This is a genomic window from Peribacillus sp. NPDC096379, from assembly GCF_044762875.1.
Lineage (GTDB): Bacteria > Bacillota > Bacilli > Bacillales > DSM-1321 > Peribacillus.
Genome location: NZ_JBIWFD010000002.1, coordinates 283,795 through 304,085, shown reverse-complemented (window position 1 = coordinate 304,085; position 20,291 = coordinate 283,795). Strand labels below are relative to the sequence as shown.

The following is a 20,291-nucleotide window of genomic DNA, read 5'->3' as shown; positions in this document are numbered from 1 at the left end:
ACGTTTGATACTATTTCAAGAGGCTTTTTAGAATTGAGGTGGATGAATATTGGGAAAAAGAGAAGCCATTGCAAAAAAAGTTGCTTGGATCAGTTTATGGAGTAATATTGCTTTAACTTTAGGAAAAATGTTAATTGGATGGACAGCAAATAGTGATGCTGTGTTTGCAGATGGGATTCATTCAGCTGCAGATGTTTTTGCATCCGTTATTGTGCTGTTAGTCCTTAAAATTTCTAATAAACCAGCCGATAAAGAACATCCATATGGCCATGGAAAAGCGGAAATTATTGTATCTGGAATCATTGGGATTTTATTAACACTCGTTTCAATTTACATAGTCTTCGAAGCGATCACTGGATTTTTCCACCCAATTGAGGCTCCAAATATTCTTGCTTTATGGATTGCACTTCTTTCATACGGACTAAAAGAATATTTATACAGGTACTCACTTAGGATTGCCAAACAACAAAAAAGCAAGGCAATCGAAGCCATCGCCTTAGATCACAAAGCAGACATAGTGGCTTCAATTGCCGCTGCAGTGGGTGTATTGCTATCTATTATAGGGGATCATCTTCAGATCTTTTATTTAATGTATGCCGATAAAGTAGCGAGTTTGTTCGTCGCTTATTTAATTTTCAAAATAGCCAAGGAAATGCTTACTGAAGCCTTCGATATCCTTCTTGAACGAAGCGTAGATACGGAAACTATTAATGCTTATATTTCAATCATTTCAGAATTCCAAGAAGTAAAAAGAATTGATAAAATTCGCGCTAGAGAACTTGGACATTATATTATTGTCGATTTAAGAATTTCAGTTGATCATACAAAAACCATCAAAGAAGGCCATGACCTTTCTAGAGAAATTAAATATGCGTTAATGAAGAAATTTGACAATGTTCAAGAGGTACTCATTCACCTGAATCCCTATTTTCCCGAATAGTAAAAGGTCTAGACAAAAGAAATCAAAAAAATGACGGAACATTTTCCGTCATTTTTTTACTAAACCTATATGGCGTTAAAACGCCGCCATTGACCATGAAGGTTAAATCATATAGCACGCTACACTCACCTAATCCCAATGGTGGCGGTTCGGAGCCAGACTTCGGGGTACTTTCTATACTAAAAGGAGGATACCTGCTAAATAAACTTGGCTATATTAATAAGTTGCGAAGCCCCGTCCCCTTTTCCTTAAAGTGCGTGTTCAAAAAGGAGGATAAAAAGAGCCGAGAAGTTCGAGGAGCGCATCTCGAGAGGACCGGAGAGACAGAGCTTTGATGCAATTCGACAGCTATTTTCACCGGATTTTTTGAACATCCTCTTAAAGTAAATAGTTCATGAACATGGTAGCCATACCAAAATAAACAAAAATACTGATAATGTCATTGATCGTTGTAATAAATGGCCCTGAAGCTACGGCAGGGTCTATTTTCAGTTTATGCATAATAAGTGGGACGAGTGATCCTGCAAGTGTAGCAAAAATTAATGTTGTAAAAATAGAAATTCCAACCAAGCTTCCAAGGATTAGATCACGTTGCCAAATATAAACGACGAGCGTAACAACGACTCCACAAACGAATCCCGTAATAAGCCCTGTTCCTGCTTCTCTCATGACTAGCTTCCATTTACTCTCATGCTCTAAATCACCTGTTGCAATCCCGCGAACGGCCACAGCAAGTGCTTGGGTACCCGTATTTCCAGCCATCCCGCCGATTAACGGAATAAACACGGCAAGAATTGCCTTTTGACTTAGTGTCTCCTCAAATCGGCCGATTAAGCTTGCTGTCATCATCCCGAGAAATAACAGAATAACAAGCCATGGCAGACGCTTCCTTGCCGCAGATATTGGACTCTTATCGACAGTATCAAGATCAGATACACCAGCAAGCTTAGAATAATCATCTGATGCTTCTTCATCCATAACATCAATAATATCATCGACTGTAATAATACCTAATAAATGATTCTGAAAATCAACAACTGGCATCGCTAGAAAATTATAATCACGTATCTTCCGTGCCACTTCCTCCTGATCCTCTGTGACAGAAACAGAGACTACCCGATCATCCAAAATTTCAGAAATCATGGTATCATCATCACTGACAATCAATGTCCGTAACGAGAGAACACCTACTAGTTTTTTATTCACGTCAACAACAAATATATAGTAAATTGTTTCAGCTTTTGGAGCTTCTTTTTTCAAAATATACATGGCAGATCGAACGGTTTGGTTAGCCTCAATCGCCACGAATTCTGTCGTCATGATACTACCAGCTGTATATTCCTTATAACTTAACAATTCTTTAAGCTCACGCGCAGATTCATCATTCATGATGGTTAAATAACTGCCAGCTTGTTCTGAATCTATTTCATTTAGAACATCGGCAGCATCATCGGCGTACATAAGTGAAAGCATTTCAGCCGCGTAAACAGGGTCCATTTCAGCTAGGAGACCTTCGTATTCTGTTTCGTCAATTTTCATGATTTCAAACAATGTAGCCATTTCTTTTGGTGATAAATAATGATAGACCTTCGGACGCAGTTCTTCATTCAGACTCGTAAAAAAGTTCGCTTGATCGTATGGATGTGACTCAATGAACTCAGATCTGAATATGTCAATTTGGTCATCTATTAAAGCTTGAATAAGCAATTCTTCATTAATTTGGCTATTTGGCCTTTTTTGAGAATCCGCTGTTCCCATTATATTTCCTCCTTTCATAAATACTTCCTTATAAAGTGAAACTTCAATCATTGAGGGTTTACTGTCTGTTAATGCAAAATAAAAATATCATACATATTCTTTTCATTATTCGTACACCTTAGTGATAACATATAAGTATATCTCATTTAATACTATTCCAACAAGTTTGCAGGTGAAACAATGAAAATTGACATTATTGGTGATATTCATGGTTGTTACAAAGAATTTATCCAATTAACCGATGAATTAGGCTATTCTTGGGAAACAGGGTATCCCGTTCATCCTGACGGTAGAATCCTAGGTTTCGTAGGTGATCTTACGGATAGAGGTCCTCAATCATTAAAAGTCATTGAATCCGTATATGAACTAACGATCGTTCATAAATTAGCCCTATATGCTCCAGGCAATCATTGCAATAAGCTGTATCGCTATTTTTCTGGAAACAAGGTACAGATTACGCATGGACTTGAAACGACAGTAGCTGAATATAAAGAGCTACCTGTACGCGAGCAAAAAATCATCCGCAAGAAATTCATGGACTTATACGAACAATCTCCACTCTACCAAGTCATTGACAATGAAAAACTTGTAATTGCTCACGCAGGTATCCGGTCCGATTATATTGGAAAAATGAATGATAAAGTGAAGTCATTTGTCCTATATGGTGATGTTTCCGGCGCAAAACATCCTGATGGCTCCCCTGTTAGGCGGGATTGGGCTCTATTCTATCACGGTCATGCTACAATCATTTATGGTCATACCCCGGTATTAGAACCAAGAAAAGTAAACAGAACCTATAATATCGATACAGGCTGTGTATTCGGTGGAAAACTGACTGCACTTCGTTATCCCGAATTAGAATTGATTTCTGTATCATCTACTCTGCCTTTTTTTGCAGAAAAATTCAAGACAAGTTTTGATGAATCATGAAGATTCTTTTTAAAAAACCTGTCTAAAAAATCAAAGGGCCAGACCTCACAATTCCTAGATACAGTCCAATGATGTGCATGTAACACTTTAAACTGTATATAGAGTGAATGGTCTGACCCATAGACATTCTTTGTTTAACCTTAGTGAATAAGTGTAAGAAGTTGTAGAAAATCCACAGGCGGTTTCTCCTGAAAAGTAAGAATAGTTCCGGTAATTGGATGAATAAATGTTATTTGACAGCAATGCAAAGCTTGTCTCGATATTCGATCAAGCTGTCCGCCATACAAATCATCTCCACAAAGAGGATGACCAATATAAGCAAGGTGAACACGGATTTGATGCGTTCTCCCTGTTAACAGTTGCAACGATAGATAAGTATGATTCACTCCAGACTGCAATACCTTAAATTTCGTACAGGCATATTGACCATCTGCTCTTACCTCACGCTCGATAATACTCGTCTCTTTCCTCCCAATCGGAGCTTCTATCTTCCCTTGCTCCTCCAAATTCCCTTCAACAACCGCTTCATACCTTCTGCGAACCTTTCCTGCCTTCTGCTGTTCACTTAGGAGGTGATGGATATGGCGATGTTTCGCTACTAACACTAACCCCGAAGTATCACGATCCAATCTTGTAACAATATGAACAGTCGCAGTAATGCTGTGTTCCTGATAATACGAAAGTATTGCATTCGCGAGACTCCCGGTTGGATGCTCTCTCGAAGGAATGGTATTCATATTAGCAGGCTTAACCAATACCATTACATAATCATCTTCATAACAAATATGAAGGGGCAACTTTTCTGGAAGCAACCCAATACTCCCAGTTTCAAGCGGGAATTCTGCTGTTACAGTATCTCCCGTCTTAAGTACATGACGAACAGTCACTTCCTCTTTATTGACGGTCAACTTCCCTCCATCAAACTTAATTGCTGTTAATGCGCGTTTTGAAATACCTTGTTCGAAAAGAAAAATCCTTAAAATCTTTCCCGCATCTTTCTTCTCTACACTCCAATTTAATCGAAATGGGGATCCAGTTTTGTCTGACATAAATACCGTAACTCCTTAATTCGCAATAAACGAATCATGCACTCGCTTCCAAAAAGGAAACGGTCTAAACCGCGCAAATCGAATTTTCTCATCCGCTACTCTAAATTGTATCGATTTTACATCTTCATGAAGCAATGAAAGATGATCAATAGTAATTTGAAAATCAACATTGTTAACAGGCTTCAACATACATGTATGATGAGCAGGCAAGACTAGCGGCGATCCTACCGTCCGAAATACTCGGTTATTAATGGAAGCCATTTCTGCAAGTTGAATCGACGGAATTGACGGATGAATAAGCGCGCCACCCAAAGCTTTATTGTATGCCGTACTCCCAGAAGGGGTTGATACACAAAGCCCATCTCCCCTGAATGTTTCAAAATGCTCACCGCGCATTTCCACATCCATCACAAGTGTACCTTCCACACTTTTAACCGTTGATTCATTCAATGCTAAAAAGCGCGACTCCCTCCCGCCATGCTGATACTTGATAATCACTTCAAGTAGCGGATATTCAACGACCTGAAATGGAGTTTTTGCCAATGCAATCACTAGCTTCTCGATTTCCTCTGGAATCCAATCTGCATAAAAACCAAGGTGGCCAGTATGAACGCCAACGAAGGCGGTTTTATCAAGGCGGTTTTTATAACGATGAAAGGCATATAGTAAGGTACCGTCTCCCCCAATAGAAATGACTATATCTGGCTTGTCTTCGTCATACTCTAAATTAAAATCTTGGAGATACGTCCTCATTCGATGCATTAAAGTATTCGACTTCGAATCACCTTTTGAGGTTATGGCAAATTTCATACAATCCCACCTTCATGTTTTCTGCTGCTCATTCTTTTGCTTTATCTTTCTTTCGTGAAAAAACGCGCTGGGCTTCCTGTATTTCGAGCCGTATTTGCGACATTTCCTCGTCCAGCAAAAAAGCTGCTTCAGCTGCCCGCTGTAGGCGTATTCGAATATCTTCTGGAAAATCTCCGCGATATTTATAATTTAGAGAATGCTCAATCGTTGCCCAAAAATTCATGGCGAGTGTCCGAATCTGTATTTCAATGAGAATCTTTTTTTCACCATGGATCGTTTGAACAGGATACCGAAGAACAACGTGATAAGAACGATAGCCACTCACTTTTTTATGAGAGATATAATTCCGTTCCTCTACGATTTCAAAATCATTTCGGGCCCTTAGTAACGCAACCACTTTTGTTATATCATCCACAAATTGGCACATCATTCGTAATCCTGCAATATCCTGCATTTCAGTTGCCAATTTATTTAGTGGAATATTTTTCTCTGCTGCTTTATCTAAAATACTTACAATCGGTTTTACTCGACCTGTCACAAATTCAATTGGTGAATGTACATGATCACGCTCAAATTCATTGCGTAATCCTTTAAGTTTTACCTTCAGTTCTTCAACTGCTTGCTTATACGGAGCCAAAAAGTCATCCCAATGTTCCATTGCCACACCACCTGTTCATAGAAAAGCGAAAGCGCCTATTAAAGAACTTCGACTAAGGTTTGCCAAGTCCTGTTGCGAACGCCGAAGTCAACACATCCTTTGCCAGTCCGTCATTCATAAGTCAAGCAAGAAGGACGCAGTAGACTTCACGCCATATAACTTAATTATCCGAAATGCGACTGGATAAAGTGAAACTTCAATCAGTGGGGTGTAGTTCCCGGCTGATGGTTAGTTGAACCAATCGGGGATTTACAGGCTGCTTATCACACCGATTCACACTTTTAAACTTTCTCGATTTATTTAAGATGGAATCTTACAGCCTGTTAAACCGGGATAAAGTGAAACTTCAATCAGTGGGGTGTAGTTCCCCACTGATGGTTAGTTGAACCAATCGGGGATTTACAGGCTGTTAAACCGGGATAAACATCTGTTCAACTTTTGCAACAAACTCTTCCCCGTAATTTCCATTTCCCTCAATATTATCAATTAAATAAGTAAGTTCTTCATAGATACTCGGTAATTCTAGTTTTTTATCCCCAGACTTCAGCATAACTGGCAACCTTTCTTCCATAGCCTGTTTCAATGATGCCCATATCGCTTCAGGTAAGAAAATATATGTATAACTTTCAACATTTTCTGCTAAATAAATGAAGGAAACATTATCCGAATCTACAATTACTTGTTCCTTCGGTAATAGATGAGCAATTTCCACTTCTTGATTAGGAATCAAAACAAGATTTCCTGATTCAATAACCGCTTCTACAATATGTATTTTCTCTCTCATAAATCATTCACCCTCCCATTTTAACGATTATATTTTATCACATCCTACAAGGTATTCCTAAATATTCAGGGTTGTCTTAGCAAATTTTCAAATTCATGACACTTTTCCCCCTTTATTAAACAGAATTTTACTTGTAGAGTTCCTACACAAACGTATATGATACGAATAAAGTGAAACTTCAATCAGCGTGGACCCCAGTTACGCTTCTTCGATTCCTCAAGCCTTGAATGGGGATTTACTGCCTGTTAATACGGGATAAAAAATAGCTAGAAAGGAAGTACCTAATGAACCAGCATCTTGAAATTGAATTTAAAAATCTACTAACAAAAGCAGAATTCCAGCGATTAAAACAGAGTTTTTCTGTTAAAGACACCGATTTTATCTATCAGGAAAATCACTATTTCGACACACCTCAATTTTCATTAAAGGAGAACGAATCAGCACTAAGAATCCGTCATAAAAAAGGACATTATGAGTTAACATTAAAGCAACCTGCAAAAGAGGGTCTACTTGAAACGAATCAGTCGCTCTCAAAAGAAGAAGCCGAATCTCTGCTTCAAGGAAATCGCATTCCCGAAGGTTATATCACCACTTTAATTGCTGAAATGGGCATTGATTCGGATATACAATTTTTCGGCACACTCGGGACAAATCGAGCAGAGTTCGCTTATCAAGGTGGTCTACTCGTCCTTGATCATAGTCTTTATTTAAATACAGAGGATTTTGAGGTAGAATATGAAGTGACCAATAAATTGGCAGGAAAAGAAATTTTCGAGAAATTGTTAGATAGCCTTCAAATTCCAATTCGAAAAACCGAAAATAAGGTTAGACGATTTTACCAAACTAAGAAGAAGCAATTATAATCACTAGCATATTCAGAGGTGTAAATATTGAAAATAGAAGATTTTAGAACTTTAATAGAACTTCAAGCCCTTCAAGGTTTTAATACAATGACAAGTACAGGAGAAACATCTACTAATGACATGTTTCAAAAGCTCTTATCGGAATACATGACAAACAATCCGAGTGAACAAACTACTATGCAGACACTAGGAACTGTATATGACAAAATCAGCGAGGAAACTTCCAATATTCGCTTATCAAGTCAACTACCAATCAGTATTTCGCCAAGTTTACCACCAACCATCCTAAACTCCATTAGCAAAGGTACTGATAAAAAAACAGATTATGATCATGTTATTCGGCAAGCAGCTTTGCAATACAATATCCCTGAAAAGTTGATTAAGTCCGTCATTTTGCAAGAGTCTAACTTTAATGTTGCTGCCAAAAGCCATGCAGGGGCTTCAGGTCTTATGCAACTTATGCCCGCAACAGCAAAAGGTCTTGGCGTAACAGATATCTCAGACCCTATTCAAAATATAATGGCTGGAAGTAAATACCTAAGCAAGATGCTAAACCGTTATAATGGAGATACAGAACTTGCACTTGCTGCCTATAATGCCGGACCAGGAAATGTCGACAAACATAATGGAATTCCACCATTTAAAGAAACACAAAATTACGTGCAAAAAGTCATGAAAACGTATTTAAGCTAAGAACGATCCTAAAATCAAAATTGAAGCGATATGTGTAAGAAGCACCCAAAGGAGAACAAATCCTTTCAGGTGCTTTTTACTTTGTCCAAAGAGCAAATTTCAATAAGAAATGTTCTATGACTTTGTGTAGTAGTACAGAATATCTAATTTCCTTAAGCTAGATATTTGTTATATTGCAACGGCGTTGTTAAAATGAGAATATACTTATTCTTTTTAAAGGGAGTAATCATCATGACACAAGCGAACCCTATACCATTCGAAGTAATTGGAGAGGCGCTTCTATATAAATTAATCGATGTCTTTTATGATAATGTGAGTCAACATCCGGAATTAAAGCCCATTTTTCCTGAGGAATTATCGGAAACAGTCCGTAAGCAAAAACAATTCATGACTCAATATCTAGGAGGCCCCTCTCTCTATACAGAGGAACACGGTCATCCTATGCTAAGGGCCCGTCATCTTCCGTTTGAGATCACTCCCAGTCGTGCCGAAGCATGGCTATCCTGCATGAGGCAAGCAATGGATACAGTCGGACTCGCTGGAGATATAAGAGAGTTTTATTATCATCGTCTTTATTTGACAGCACAACATATGATTAATACTTCCGAACAAGACATGAAAGGAGAAGGAAATTGAGCGCTCAGAAACCAATTTTCAACATATCTAATTGGATTAAATCGCAGCATTGCTATGGAATTGGAAAAAAGCCGATTGAAATCTATGTGTTTATCGACCCAATATGTCCTGAATGCTGGGCGCTTGAGCCTATTATTAAGAAACTCCATATCGAGTATGGTCAATTATTCAGTATCAAGCATGTTGTAAGCGGGAAACTGTCTACCCTTCATAACACAAAAACCAAGTATTATGAAAATATGGCAAAAACTTGGGAAAGGACAGCCAGCCGCTCTGGTATGTCGTGTGATGGAAACTTGTGGCTTGAGAATCCAATTTCTTCACCATATGCTGCTTCCATTGCAATTAAGGCAGCTGAATTACAAAGTAGAAAGCTGTCAGCCCGTTTCATTAGAAGGTTACAAGAGCTACTATTCCTTGACAAGCAGGACATCTCCAATCTCGAAGTCCTAACAAAATGCGCACGTGAAATTGGATTAGATGTGGAGGAATTCCTTAATGACATCACTTCTACAAGTGCAGCAAAAGGATTTCAATGTGATCTGAAGATTACATCTGAGATGGAAGTGAATGAAATACCTTCCCTCGTCTTCTTTAATGAAAATATTGAAGAAGAAGGAATCAAAGTATCCGGCTTGTATGCATATGAGGTGTATGTAAATATTCTTGAAGAAATGCTTAAAAATCTTCCTACTCCCGCAACTCCGCCTTCCCTTGAGGCATTTATACGTTGCTATAAATTTGTCGCAACGAAAGAAATTGAAGTAGTTTATAATATGAATAAACAAGAAGTCGAAAAAGAAATGAAACAACTTATCCTCAAGCAATTTGTAGAAAAAATCCCTGCCAAATACGGAACCTTCTGGAGATATATCGAAAATAAACACGATTCATTTAAATAAGGGCCTGTCTTGACAGGTCTCCTATTATGCAAAAAACCTAGCAAATCGCGAATTTGCTAGGTTTTTTTTATCTATTTATACGAACAAAGGGGATGGGAGAAATTTTTCACGATCAAACAAAGGGGTATAAGTTTGTTTGTGATTAACTTCACAACAATAATATAACATGATTCACACTTCTAAGCAACAACTATGTGATTGAATTCACAAGAAAGATTTGGTAATGCCTTGGAGTAGCGGTTTTACTTCCCGTTAATGTGGGGGAAAAAGCAAGGCTCCCAATAATGGTTGACAAGCATAAGATTCTGCCAAGATCTGGATTGCATCAAGAACCGAGATTTCCAGACCTGAATGGGCATTTTCCAGCCCAAAACGCGTTTCGCATTCCAACATGAGAAAATCCCAGCAAATCGCGAATTTGCTGGGATTTCCTATCTATAATATACGAACAAAGGGGATGGGAGAAATTCTTCACGGTCAAACAAAGGGGTATAAGTTTGTTTGTGATTAACTTCACAACAATAATATAACAATATATACGACATTTTTCAACATAATATGACTTCCTTCACAAAATTGTCATATTTTTAGAATGCAGATGCATAGTTTATAGAGAGAATACTTCTGGAGGTAAGTAACATGAAAACTATCTTATTCTTATTATTGATTCTGATCTCACTTTCCCTGCATTTTTTAGCTTTTCTAGGACTATTCCCTCTATACATCAGTTCACCTATTCTTTTTCTTACCCTATTTATCATTGTCTTTACTTTCAGTCAGAAAAATCGGTTCAAAGGTTATTAGAGAGCGCTTTATCGATTATTAGTACCTTTACGTTTTCATAATACCAAACTGTATGACGCTATAACGCCACCATTTACTATGAAGGATTAATCCTGTAACACGCCACGCTCATCTCATCACAATGGTGGCGGTGCGAAGCTGGATTTTGGAGTTCTTTCTATAATAAAAGAGGGATTCCTTCTATGTAGATTGGCTATATTAAAGGTTACTCAAAAAGGAGGACAAAAAAGAGCTGTCGAATTTCTCGGCTCTTTTTATCCTCCTTTTTGAACACGCACTATTAGTAAGTCGCGAAGCCCTGCCCCATGTCCTAAAAGGATGATCTTTAAGAGCAATATGTCTTAAAGTCATCCTCCATCCTTTACGCTAATAAAGATTCCAATTCAGTTAGCTTTGCTTCAAACACTTTTAAAGCTTCTTGAATCGGCTCTGCCTTCGTCATATCGACGCCTGCTTTTTTCAAAACCTCAATAGGGTAATCCGAACTTCCTGATTTCAGGAATTCTAGGTAGCGACGGACGGCCGGTTCTCCTTCTTCAAGGATCTGTTTACTTAAAGCTGTTGCCGCGCTGATTCCAGTAGCATACTGATACACATAGTAATTATAGTAAAAATGCGGAATTCTAGCCCATTCAAGGCCAATTTCCTCATCGATAGTAATATTTGGCCCAAAATATTTTTTATTCAACTCATAATACTCTTGTGTTAATACTTCAGCCGTTAACGCTTCTCCATCTTGTGCCTTTTTATGGATCGTATGCTCAAATTCAGCAAACATGGTTTGACGGAAAAGCGTGCCGCGGAATCCTTCCAATTGATGATTTAATAAATAAATTCGCTTCTTCTCATCTTCAATTGTATCAAGAAGATAATCATTCAACAGGTTTTCGTTACAAGTTGAAGCAACTTCTGCAACGAAAATCGAATAATTTCCATATGGATATGGCTGATGCTTTCTTGTGTAATAGCTATGAACGGAATGACCAAATTCATGGGCAAGAGTAAACAAATTATTGACATTATCCTGCCAGTTCATCAGAATGTAAGGATTCGTTCCGTAGGCACCAGATGAATAAGCGCCACTACGTTTCCCTTTGTTTTCATGAATGTCCACCCAACGATTTTCAAAGCCTTCTTTTAATACGTTAAGATAGTCTTCTCCTAAAGGAGCTAGTCCTTTTAGAATATATTCTTTCGCTTCATCATATGTTACATCCATTTTCACTTCTTTAACGAGCGGTGTGAAGAGATCATACATATGAAGCTCTTCTAAGCCAAGTACTTTTTTACGCAAGTCAATATAACGATGAATTAAATGCAAGTTCTCGTTTACTGTCTGAACAAGATTGTCATATACCATTTCAGGTATATTATTATCACTTAATGCAGCATGACGGGCAGATTCATAGTTGTGCACAGAAGCATTGAAATTATCACTCTTAACTTGACCTGCAAGTGTGCTTGCAAAAGTATTACGGAACTTGCCATACGTCTCATATACACCTTTAAATGCATCCTCACGCACGCGACGATCCTCGCTCTCAAGAAATCGAATATAGCGGCCATGAGTAATTTCTACTTCTTCACCGTTTTCATCTTTAATAGTTGGGAAAACGAGATCTGCATTGTTGAGCATACCAAATGTATTGCTTGAAGCATCAAAAACCTCAGATGCCTGTGCAAGTAATGCTTCCTTTTCTGCTGACAAAATATGTGGTCGTTGAAGATTAATTTGTTCAAGAGCGTGAGCATATAATCTAAGCTCTTCCTTTTCATTAAGAAATTCGCTAATTTTGCTTTCTTCAATACTTAGAATTTCTGGAACAATATAAGAAAACGCACTACTCGCTTGGGCAACCAAGCTTTTTATCCGTGAATCCATTCCTTGATAAAACGAATTTGTTGTATCTTGATCATAACGCATATGTGAATATGTATAGGCTTTCCCTAACTTTTCCCATACTTGATTTTGATATTGCAATACTGCAAAAAGCTTTTCGGCACTTTCACCTAAGGTGCCCTTATATGCATCTGCCTTTAATAAGTCTTCTTTCACTTCTTGAAAAGCAGTTTCCCACTCTTCTTCCGTTACGTAGATATCCTCCAATCTCCACGTATCCTCAACCACCACTTCACTCCTAGCAGGTAATGCTTTTACTGCATTTTCTTGTCCCATACATATATTCCTCCATTCTAGAAACAACTTAATTCCGATTTATTAACACAACTAAAAAACTCGTGGTAACAATGTATGATTCTAAGTCACGTGGTCCAACCTCGATTGATGAAAATTTCTCGTTACCATATTATTTCTCTATTGTTCGAAAAAATCCTTCCGCTTCGATTCAATTAAGAAACAATAGATCATACATATTCTATTGTACTTTACCTATTATCACAAAATCATTTCCGAAAGCTTGGAATAGAGATCATTTTCTAATTGCATACATTCAACACTACTTGTAGGTGGAGCAAGCTTATTTTTTATTATATAAATCCCTTTTCCTCCAAATTCCAAAATCTCAAGCTTTGCCAATAAAAATAAATAGGCATCCACTGCTAAAAAAGAGTTTTTCACAGGAAGCATTGGCAATGTTCTTAATCGAATCTGCCCGTTTGTAACCCGCCGCTGAAAAGATTGATAAATTTGACTACGATAAATGCGACTGCCGATTTTCTTATGTTGCAAACAATCCATGAAAATCCACCCTTGCCATTCAACTGCAGCTGTTTCAAGGATCACCATTCCTTCCACAGGGAGTCCAATTTCGCTCGGAATCCATGCCGGGGACAAACCATTTTTATATAATTCATTGAAAAACGGATTAGTATGCTTTGCCGTTTTTACTTTGTGGATAGCCCACGCTTTTCTTTGCGCTCGCCACTCTTCAATAAAATGAAATTTCCAAGTTTTATTAGTGGAAAAAAGGATGTTTGGATGAGTGTTGCTAAGAGGTAATACTGTTAACTCTGAAAAGGTTGTACGTGGGGAGAATGGAGTTAAAGGATCTAACATATACAGCTTATGTTGCTCTGGACAATACGTTAGGATCATCGGGGAATGAACAGTATTCATGGCAAATAGCCATTGAAAAGCAGAAAGTGAATACTGCCTAGTTTTTTTACGTTTAATTCGCTTCTCTGCTATTATCCAAATCGGTTTAATTCCAGCTTCTTGATAGGATTTTGTACGGGAGAGAAATACTTCCTCCGATATGGGAGAGCATTGAAATTCAATCGCATAGGATTGTTCTTTATAGTAGATGAGGATATCGGGCCGCTGTCTTATTTCAGGAAGATATGGTTCCATTTCTACTTCAATACGATTGTTAACAAACCATTGGAATAATTTTCGCTTTCCTAAAAGGTGATATTCTGATTCTGGTTCAGACGAGGCTTTACAAGCGGATGCTTTTTTGTGAGCAAAATGCGGAATCTTGATTTGGCCTGCCTTTAGGATTAGCTCTGCTGCACAACAAGGGCAATAATAAGGATCTGTTTGCCATTCAGCTAGCCGTTCTTTCGGGATATTTCCAGGAAGTGTAATGATATTTCCTTGAACACCTCTGGCAGTGAGCATACAATTCCCCCTTTCTTTACAACATATTCTACATAAAGACAGCCATTCCTCTTTTTCGAGGATATTTAAAAAAAGATCAGGCATATTATCATACAAAAAAGCCGACATCATTATCGTTCATAATGAAATCGGCTGTTAGTTATGAAAAATATTTATGGACGGTTTCAAAAACATGTTCATCCATTACCACTCTTCCATATTCTTCAAGCATATGGATTGTGATTGAAGATTCTTGACTATATTCAAGTAAAAGGCTTAAAACATCATCAATTTCTTCTTCTTCAATGTCCTCTTCCTCAAATTCGATATAGAGAAAATATCTATTATTATAGGCATATAATTGTGTCTTAAAGTGATCAAGACCACTGCGCTTACTTAGTGAAATGACATCTTCAAAGTCATTGAACTCCGTGATAAACTCAATGATACCGTCCTCAAACTGAATGGGCTCATGGCCATCGTCTTTCCCTTGGTATTGTTCATCTAACAAGGATTCAAGCTTATCATCGACATGTAGTTCGCCAAATCTTTCATCAGTAATCGGCAGTTCTAGCTTCTGACCATCCTTCGTCAATTGAGCCTTCGTAACCAATATCTCAAGACCTTTTTCCATAGCTTGAACTTGAATCCATAATGGACCTTCAATCATAAACTCTTCTTCTTGATGTACTTCATCCATCATCTCCCAGAAAAGTTCCTCACTTCGTTCTCGGCTATACCAAATATCTTCCCTATTGAAGCCGCGATCTTCAATATCTATATAAGAAATGTAAAACTTCACTGTATCTTCATTTATACGTTCGATCTCCACGTAAATCCTCTCCCTTCTGTGCATGTTTTGAAGGGATTTACCCCCGAAAAATTTTGCTCTTTCTTTTATCGTTACCCACCATACCCTTTTGCATTACCGGTAGATAAGGAAATATGTTGTCATAATTTATTTTATGATAAAACTCTTCATAATGGAAATAAAAAAGCTTCAATCGGTTAAAAACAAACGATTGCCTAATGTTCCATATATTCTACAAAATTCCCACAGGATATGCAACTGTAAAACAGGAAATATTTTTGGAATAAAATGAAACTTCAATCAATGGGGTCTTGACTTTCCGTTAATGCGGGATAACTTCATCTATAGTGGATATTCTTATGTAAAGTAAACGATGAACAGATTAATATTGTAGGACACTACTTTCTTCCATCAGCATCTTGCTTCGCACGCATTTGTATCAACTATCTAAAAAAAGAGATATATTAAAAAACCCTGTCAATAATTTAGACAGGGCCTCTGCTTATAATTTAGTTGACCATTCGCTGAGCTTCACGTAGTTGGAACGAACGGACTTTACGTGGTAGGAATCTGCGAATCTCATCTTCGTTATATCCAACCTGCAATCTTTTTTCATCAAGGATAATCGGTCTTCTTAATAGACCTGGATTATCTTTGATTATTCTATACAGTTCTTGAAGTGGAAGAGATTCCACATTTACATTTAGTTTCTGGAAAGTTTTCGATCTTGTCGAAATAATCTCATCTGTTCCATCTTCTGTCATACGAAGAATCTCTTTAATCTCTTCAATTGTAAGCGGTTCAGAAAAAATGTTTCTTTCAGAATAAGCAATATCATGTTCCTCGAGCCATGCTTTTGCTTTACGGCAAGAAGTACAGCTAGGTGATGTATATAAAGTTACCATGTTAACACTCACACTCCCTAAGTATAGAATCGACGATCTATGATGGGAAACTTATCATTCATTTCAGTTTCAGGTCTAGATTGAAATAACTATAAAATAGTAATTCATATTAATATTATACACTAAAATCAGCAAATTGCATACTCTTTTCACAAAGTTTGATACGCTTTCATAGTCCAAGCTTTATTTTATAATCAAGCCATCTTTCTTTGTCATTTTAGATTACGAATGGGTATTCTAATTGAAAATCAGCATAAATGATTCTCAATTACTTTTTTCTTAACACTATTTAAAGTACCCAATTTATTTTGTTCTAAACATTTTAGTTTGTATCTTTCATTTTTTCCTATACTCCATTTTTGTTCCTATTTTCCTGAATGCTCCCCCACCTAAAATGCTAACGTATTTTTGAGGAAGGGGTTCTGTCGTATCGATGTATTCACCTAAAGGTTCTCCGTGAACCTGAACGATTAACGAGCAGTGGGGCTGTCACATCAGTAGACTATATACACATTGGTCTTGCCGTTGGGACTTCTTTTTTACATAATCATTGTTTGGGGGTTCCAAACATTCACGGTTTTCATATTGAAGTCCGTTTCTTTTGTTAATCGCAACCAAGCTTTTTTCAAAATATTAGCTGCTCCATTTACATCCGCATTGATGAACCCATTCCGATGTGAATGATATAACCCTCTTTTCATACGCTTGCCGGAGAAGTGTTTCTTTCTATCGCTTTCACCATAAGTTGGGAGATCGTCACCATCAAGAAAACTTGCTTTGGACGTGTAGGATTCCTCCGTCACAACGACTTTAATTCCGTGCTGCGATGCTTTGTATGTCATCATGCTGATCAACAAACCGTGGGGAATACTCACAAAAGTTTGGTTGTTTCTTTTGCCATTGTTTCCACGCTTTGTTTTGTCCAATGATGGTGGTATGGGTGTTTTCTTCTAACGCGATTTTTTATCACTTCTGAACTTGCCTTATGAAAAATATCCTTCATTTTAAGGAATCTTTTTTGATGTAATCTTTCTAATCGTTCAGAAGTAAAAGGAGCTTCATTTGCTTGTTTTCCCTGTCGTAAAATACCAAGAAGATAAGCTTTCTTTTTGTTGTAGTATTGATTGATAGATTTGACATGTTTGCCCTTGACTAATAGGGGTGCTCGTCCCGTATTTGTTACAATGGTTGCAAGATTATCAATTCTTAAATCAATACTCATAAACCTACCGTTATCTTCTAATTCTGTTTTTTCAAAAGAGATCTCCATTACTAACTCTACAACATATTGGTTGTATTTCGGAATCACACGAACTTGTTTTAATCGACCTTCAGCAAAGCCAAGTTTTCCAATATTTAGTTCTTCTTTTGTTTTGGGAAACTTTAAGATCTTCTTGTTTTTAATGACGCAATCTTGGTTAGTAAAAGTCATTTCTTTCTCTGTTGCCCGACTGTATGTAGGGATTTTTGGTTTCGCTTTGTATTTAGAAGGATTTTGCTTGTAATCTTTTAAACTCACATAAAAAGATTTCCAGTTTTGAAAAACTACCTTCATTACAGATTGACTGCATTGCGCCGGAAGAGAGCGATAATCTTTTGGTGAAACGACCTTGAATAAAGCATCCAAAAAATGATAGTTTACGTAAGGTTGCTCTTTTGATGGTTTAGTAAAAAGATGACATGTCACTTCTGTTTGTTTTTCTTTCGGTTTGGCTTTTTGTCTCATTACGCTCTTTTGATAAGCCAAAAGTTGAACATCATTCATCCGATCTATTTTTTTATCAACTGTATCCAAGACTTCTTTTTGTAAAGGTGCCATTCTTTATCTTGTGTAAGTCCTGTGTAAACCTGGCGTATGTAAAAATTAGTGGTGTTATACATGTTCTTAACATTTTGAGTCATATTTTGAAAATACCCATACATACGATGTCCTTTTTTAATCCAAATTTGGTGCGTTTTATACTTCCTTTTTCCTTCGTTTCACTTTGTCATACTTTCTCACCTCCTATATCGATTATACCAAACATACGTTCCTAATTGCTAATAATACGATTTATTTTGAAAAATAAAAACTGCCCCTTCACCCCCTTCTTCATTTTTTAACAAAAATTTGAATAAGGGGTACTCTTGGAAAAAATGATAGATTTGATAATAACAAAAAAACGATCTCTGTATTGAGATCGTTTTTTTGTTATTACTTATACATTTGTTGATATTGTTTAAATTCCTTGTCAGAGCAATTCACATAGTGTCCTGGTCTTACTTCGCGCATCTTCACATCATCACTTTCACTATAGTTGTGAATGTTTGGATTGTAAATAATTCGTTTCCTTGTACGTTCGCTTGCAGGATCCGGAAGAGGGATTGCCGAAAGCAGAGATTGTGTATAAGGGTGAATTGGATTGTTATACAAGTCATCACTTGGTGCAAGCTCCACTAATTTACCGAAATACATAACTCCGATTCGATCACTGATGTACTTAACCATGGAGAGATCGTGTGCAATGAAAAGATACGTTAGACCATGTTCAATTTGTAGTTTTTTCAATAGATTAACAACTTGTGCCTGAATGGAAACATCCAATGCTGAAATGGGTTCATCCGCAATGATGAATTCAGGTTTAACAGCTAACGCACGGGCAATTCCGATACGTTGGCGCTGGCCGCCGGAAAATTCATGCGGGTATCGATTGGCGTGTTCACGATTTAAACCTACCGTTTCAAGTAGACTGTATACACGTTCCGCTCTCTCTTTAGGAGTTTTCGCTAAGCCGTGAATGTCAATTCCTTCAGCGATAATATCAATGACCTTCATCCTCGGGTTTAAGGACGCGTACGGATCTTGGAAAATCATTTGCATTTTTCGGTTAAAATCTTTTAATTGTTTTTTACTTTTCGAGCCATGGACATTTTCGCCATCAAAAATAACTTCGCCATCCGTTGCATCGTAAAGGCGAATGATCGTTCGACCAGTAGTTGATTTACCGCAACCAGACTCACCGACTAATCCTAATGTTTCACCTTTGTAAATATCAAAAGAAATACCATCAATTGCTTTAACCATATTTGGCTTGCCGACATTGAAGTATTGCTTTAGATTTTTAATTTCGAGTAACTTTTCACGTTCAACCATTATTGCCCCTCCTGTCCAGCTTGGAATTGTTTCATCCGTTTAACTACAGCTGCTGGCGGTTCTACTTTTGGTGCATCAGGGTGCAATAACCAAGTTGCCGCATAATGCGTGTCAGAGACTTTAAACATTGGGGGTTGCTCTTCTAAATCAATTTGCATCGCATATTCATTACGTGGCGCAAATGCGTCACCAACTGGCGGATGTAATAAATTTGGAGGAGTTCCCGGGATTGCATATAATTCTTCCTCTGCGGAATCTAGACTCGGCATCGAGCTGATTAATCCCCATGTATATGGGTGTTTAGGATTATAGAAAATTTCGTCTACCGTGCCAATTTCAACAATTTTTCCGGCATACATAACCGCTACACGATCCGCTACATTGGCAACAACACCAAGGTCATGCGTAATGAAGATAATTGACGTATCAATTTTCTTCTGCAATTCTTTCATTAATTCAAGAATTTGAGCCTGGATCGTTACATCAAGAGCTGTTGTTGGCTCGTCTGCAATCAAGACCTTCGGATTACAAGCAAGAGCGATTGCGATAACGACACGTTGTCTCATTCCACCAGAAAATTGGTGTGGGTATTGTTCAAAGCGTTGCTCAGGATTCGGAATCCCGACCATACTAAGCAATTCAAGCGTCCGTTTTTTCGCTTCACTTTTACTAACATTCTGATGCTTAAGAATAGGTTCCATGATTTGCTTACCGACTTTAATTGTCGGATTTAAAGATGTCATTGGATCTTGAAAAATTAGTGAAATGTCTTTTCCACGTACTTTTTGCATCTTTTTTTCACTTAACTTAGCTAAGTCTTTACCATTGAAAAGGATTTCGCCACTTTTTATTTCCGAGTTTTGCGGCGGTAAAAGGCGCATAATTGCTTTAGTCGTTACTGATTTACCTGATCCTGATTCTCCTACTATTGCAAGTGTTTCACCTTTTTTCAATTCAAAGTTCACACCTCGAATCGCTTGAACTTCTCCCGAGAACGTATGAAACGATATATTCAAATCTTTAACTTCTAATATGTTTTCCAACTTTTTCACCTAC

Annotated in this window: 17 protein-coding genes and 1 pseudogene; 6 read left to right on the top strand and 12 right to left on the bottom strand. The window is 37.5% G+C overall.

All coding sequences use genetic code 11. The features are described from left to right. Positions 1-46: 46 nt before the first annotated feature. Entirely contained in the window at positions 47-940 is an 894-nt protein-coding gene (locus tag ACIQZI_RS10505; protein WP_403073983.1) for a cation diffusion facilitator family transporter, read from the top strand. Positions 941-1,318: 378 nt separating this feature from the next. On the opposite strand, the gene mgtE is transcribed toward ACIQZI_RS10505, so the two are convergent. Continuing rightward, positions 1,319-2,698, bottom strand: coding sequence for a magnesium transporter (gene mgtE / locus ACIQZI_RS10500; protein WP_403072824.1), 1,380 nt, complete (start codon positions 2,696-2,698; stop codon positions 1,319-1,321). A gap of 180 nt (positions 2,699-2,878) precedes the next feature. Here mgtE and prpE point away from each other — a divergent pair, with 180 nt between their 5' ends. Next, complete coding sequence (gene prpE / locus ACIQZI_RS10495) at positions 2,879-3,628, top strand: bis(5'-nucleosyl)-tetraphosphatase PrpE (protein WP_403072821.1); 750 nt, start codon at positions 2,879-2,881, stop codon at positions 3,626-3,628. Positions 3,629-3,768: 140 nt separating this feature from the next. On the opposite strand, the gene ACIQZI_RS10490 is transcribed toward prpE, so the two are convergent. From ACIQZI_RS10490 to ACIQZI_RS10475, 4 genes are all read right to left on the bottom strand, one after another. Next, complete coding sequence (locus tag ACIQZI_RS10490; protein ID WP_403072818.1) at positions 3,769-4,677, bottom strand: RluA family pseudouridine synthase; 909 nt, start codon at positions 4,675-4,677, stop codon at positions 3,769-3,771. Between the two features lie 15 nt (positions 4,678-4,692). Further along, entirely contained in the window at positions 4,693-5,487 is a 795-nt protein-coding gene (locus ACIQZI_RS10485) for an NAD kinase (RefSeq protein WP_062182047.1), read from the bottom strand. A gap of 28 nt (positions 5,488-5,515) precedes the next feature. After that, a complete protein-coding gene (yjbM, locus tag ACIQZI_RS10480; protein ID WP_062182050.1) occupies positions 5,516-6,145 on the bottom strand; it encodes a GTP diphosphokinase in 630 nt (209 codons plus the stop codon). Between the two features lie 409 nt (positions 6,146-6,554). After that, positions 6,555-6,929: a UPF0738 family protein gene (locus tag ACIQZI_RS10475; RefSeq protein ID WP_062182053.1), complete on the bottom strand. Its 375-nt coding sequence runs from the start codon at positions 6,927-6,929 to the stop codon at positions 6,555-6,557. A 284-nt stretch (positions 6,930-7,213) separates the two neighbouring features. Between ACIQZI_RS10475 and ACIQZI_RS10470 the strand changes: the two genes are divergently transcribed. The 4 genes from ACIQZI_RS10470 (at position 7,214) to ACIQZI_RS10455 (ending at position 10,023) form a co-directional block, all read left to right on the top strand. Then, a complete protein-coding gene (locus tag ACIQZI_RS10470) occupies positions 7,214-7,792 on the top strand; it encodes a CYTH domain-containing protein (RefSeq protein WP_403072813.1) in 579 nt (192 codons plus the stop codon). Positions 7,793-7,819: 27 nt separating this feature from the next. Next, the gene (locus tag ACIQZI_RS10465) at positions 7,820-8,485 is read left to right on the top strand and encodes a lytic transglycosylase domain-containing protein (protein WP_403072810.1); all 666 of its coding nucleotides are present in this window, start codon (positions 7,820-7,822) and stop codon (positions 8,483-8,485) included. 231 nt (positions 8,486-8,716) lie between these two features. After that, positions 8,717-9,121, top strand: coding sequence for a globin domain-containing protein (locus ACIQZI_RS10460; RefSeq protein WP_062182061.1), 405 nt, complete (start codon positions 8,717-8,719; stop codon positions 9,119-9,121). Beyond that, on the top strand, positions 9,118-10,023 hold the full coding sequence (locus ACIQZI_RS10455) for a ClpXP adapter SpxH family protein (protein WP_403072805.1): 906 nt from the start codon (positions 9,118-9,120) through the stop codon (positions 10,021-10,023). The genes ACIQZI_RS10460 and ACIQZI_RS10455 overlap by 4 nt, the downstream gene beginning before the upstream one ends. Before the next feature lie 1,165 nt (positions 10,024-11,188). Here ACIQZI_RS10455 and pepF read toward each other — a convergent pair. The 7 genes and pseudogenes from pepF to ACIQZI_RS10420 all read right to left on the bottom strand — a co-directional run bounded on the left by pepF (position 11,189) and on the right by ACIQZI_RS10420 (position 20,278). After that, positions 11,189-13,003 carry an oligoendopeptidase F gene (gene pepF, locus ACIQZI_RS10450; protein WP_403072802.1) on the bottom strand — a complete coding sequence of 605 codons (1,815 nt, stop codon included), beginning with the start codon at positions 13,001-13,003 and terminating at the stop codon, positions 11,189-11,191. A gap of 219 nt (positions 13,004-13,222) precedes the next feature. Further along, positions 13,223-14,407, bottom strand: a complete 1,185-nt coding sequence (locus tag ACIQZI_RS10445) for a competence protein CoiA (protein ID WP_403072799.1) — start codon at positions 14,405-14,407, stop codon at positions 13,223-13,225. Positions 14,408-14,546: 139 nt separating this feature from the next. Beyond that, positions 14,547-15,218, bottom strand: a complete 672-nt coding sequence (gene mecA / locus ACIQZI_RS10440) for an adaptor protein MecA (RefSeq protein WP_062182070.1) — start codon at positions 15,216-15,218, stop codon at positions 14,547-14,549. A 488-nt stretch (positions 15,219-15,706) separates the two neighbouring features. Then, the gene (gene spxA, locus ACIQZI_RS10435) at positions 15,707-16,102 is read right to left on the bottom strand and encodes a transcriptional regulator SpxA (protein ID WP_049680428.1); all 396 of its coding nucleotides are present in this window, start codon (positions 16,100-16,102) and stop codon (positions 15,707-15,709) included. 539 nt (positions 16,103-16,641) lie between these two features. Next, positions 16,642-18,025, bottom strand: a pseudogene (locus ACIQZI_RS10430) (RNA-guided endonuclease InsQ/TnpB family protein). 271 nt (positions 18,026-18,296) lie between these two features. After that, positions 18,297-19,235, bottom strand: a complete 939-nt coding sequence (locus tag ACIQZI_RS10425; RefSeq protein WP_403072794.1) for an ABC transporter ATP-binding protein — start codon at positions 19,233-19,235, stop codon at positions 18,297-18,299. Next, positions 19,235-20,278, bottom strand: coding sequence for an ABC transporter ATP-binding protein (locus ACIQZI_RS10420; RefSeq protein ID WP_062182076.1), 1,044 nt, complete (start codon positions 20,276-20,278; stop codon positions 19,235-19,237). Before ACIQZI_RS10420 ends, ACIQZI_RS10425 begins: the two co-directional genes overlap by 1 nt. Positions 20,279-20,291 lie beyond the last annotated feature (13 nt).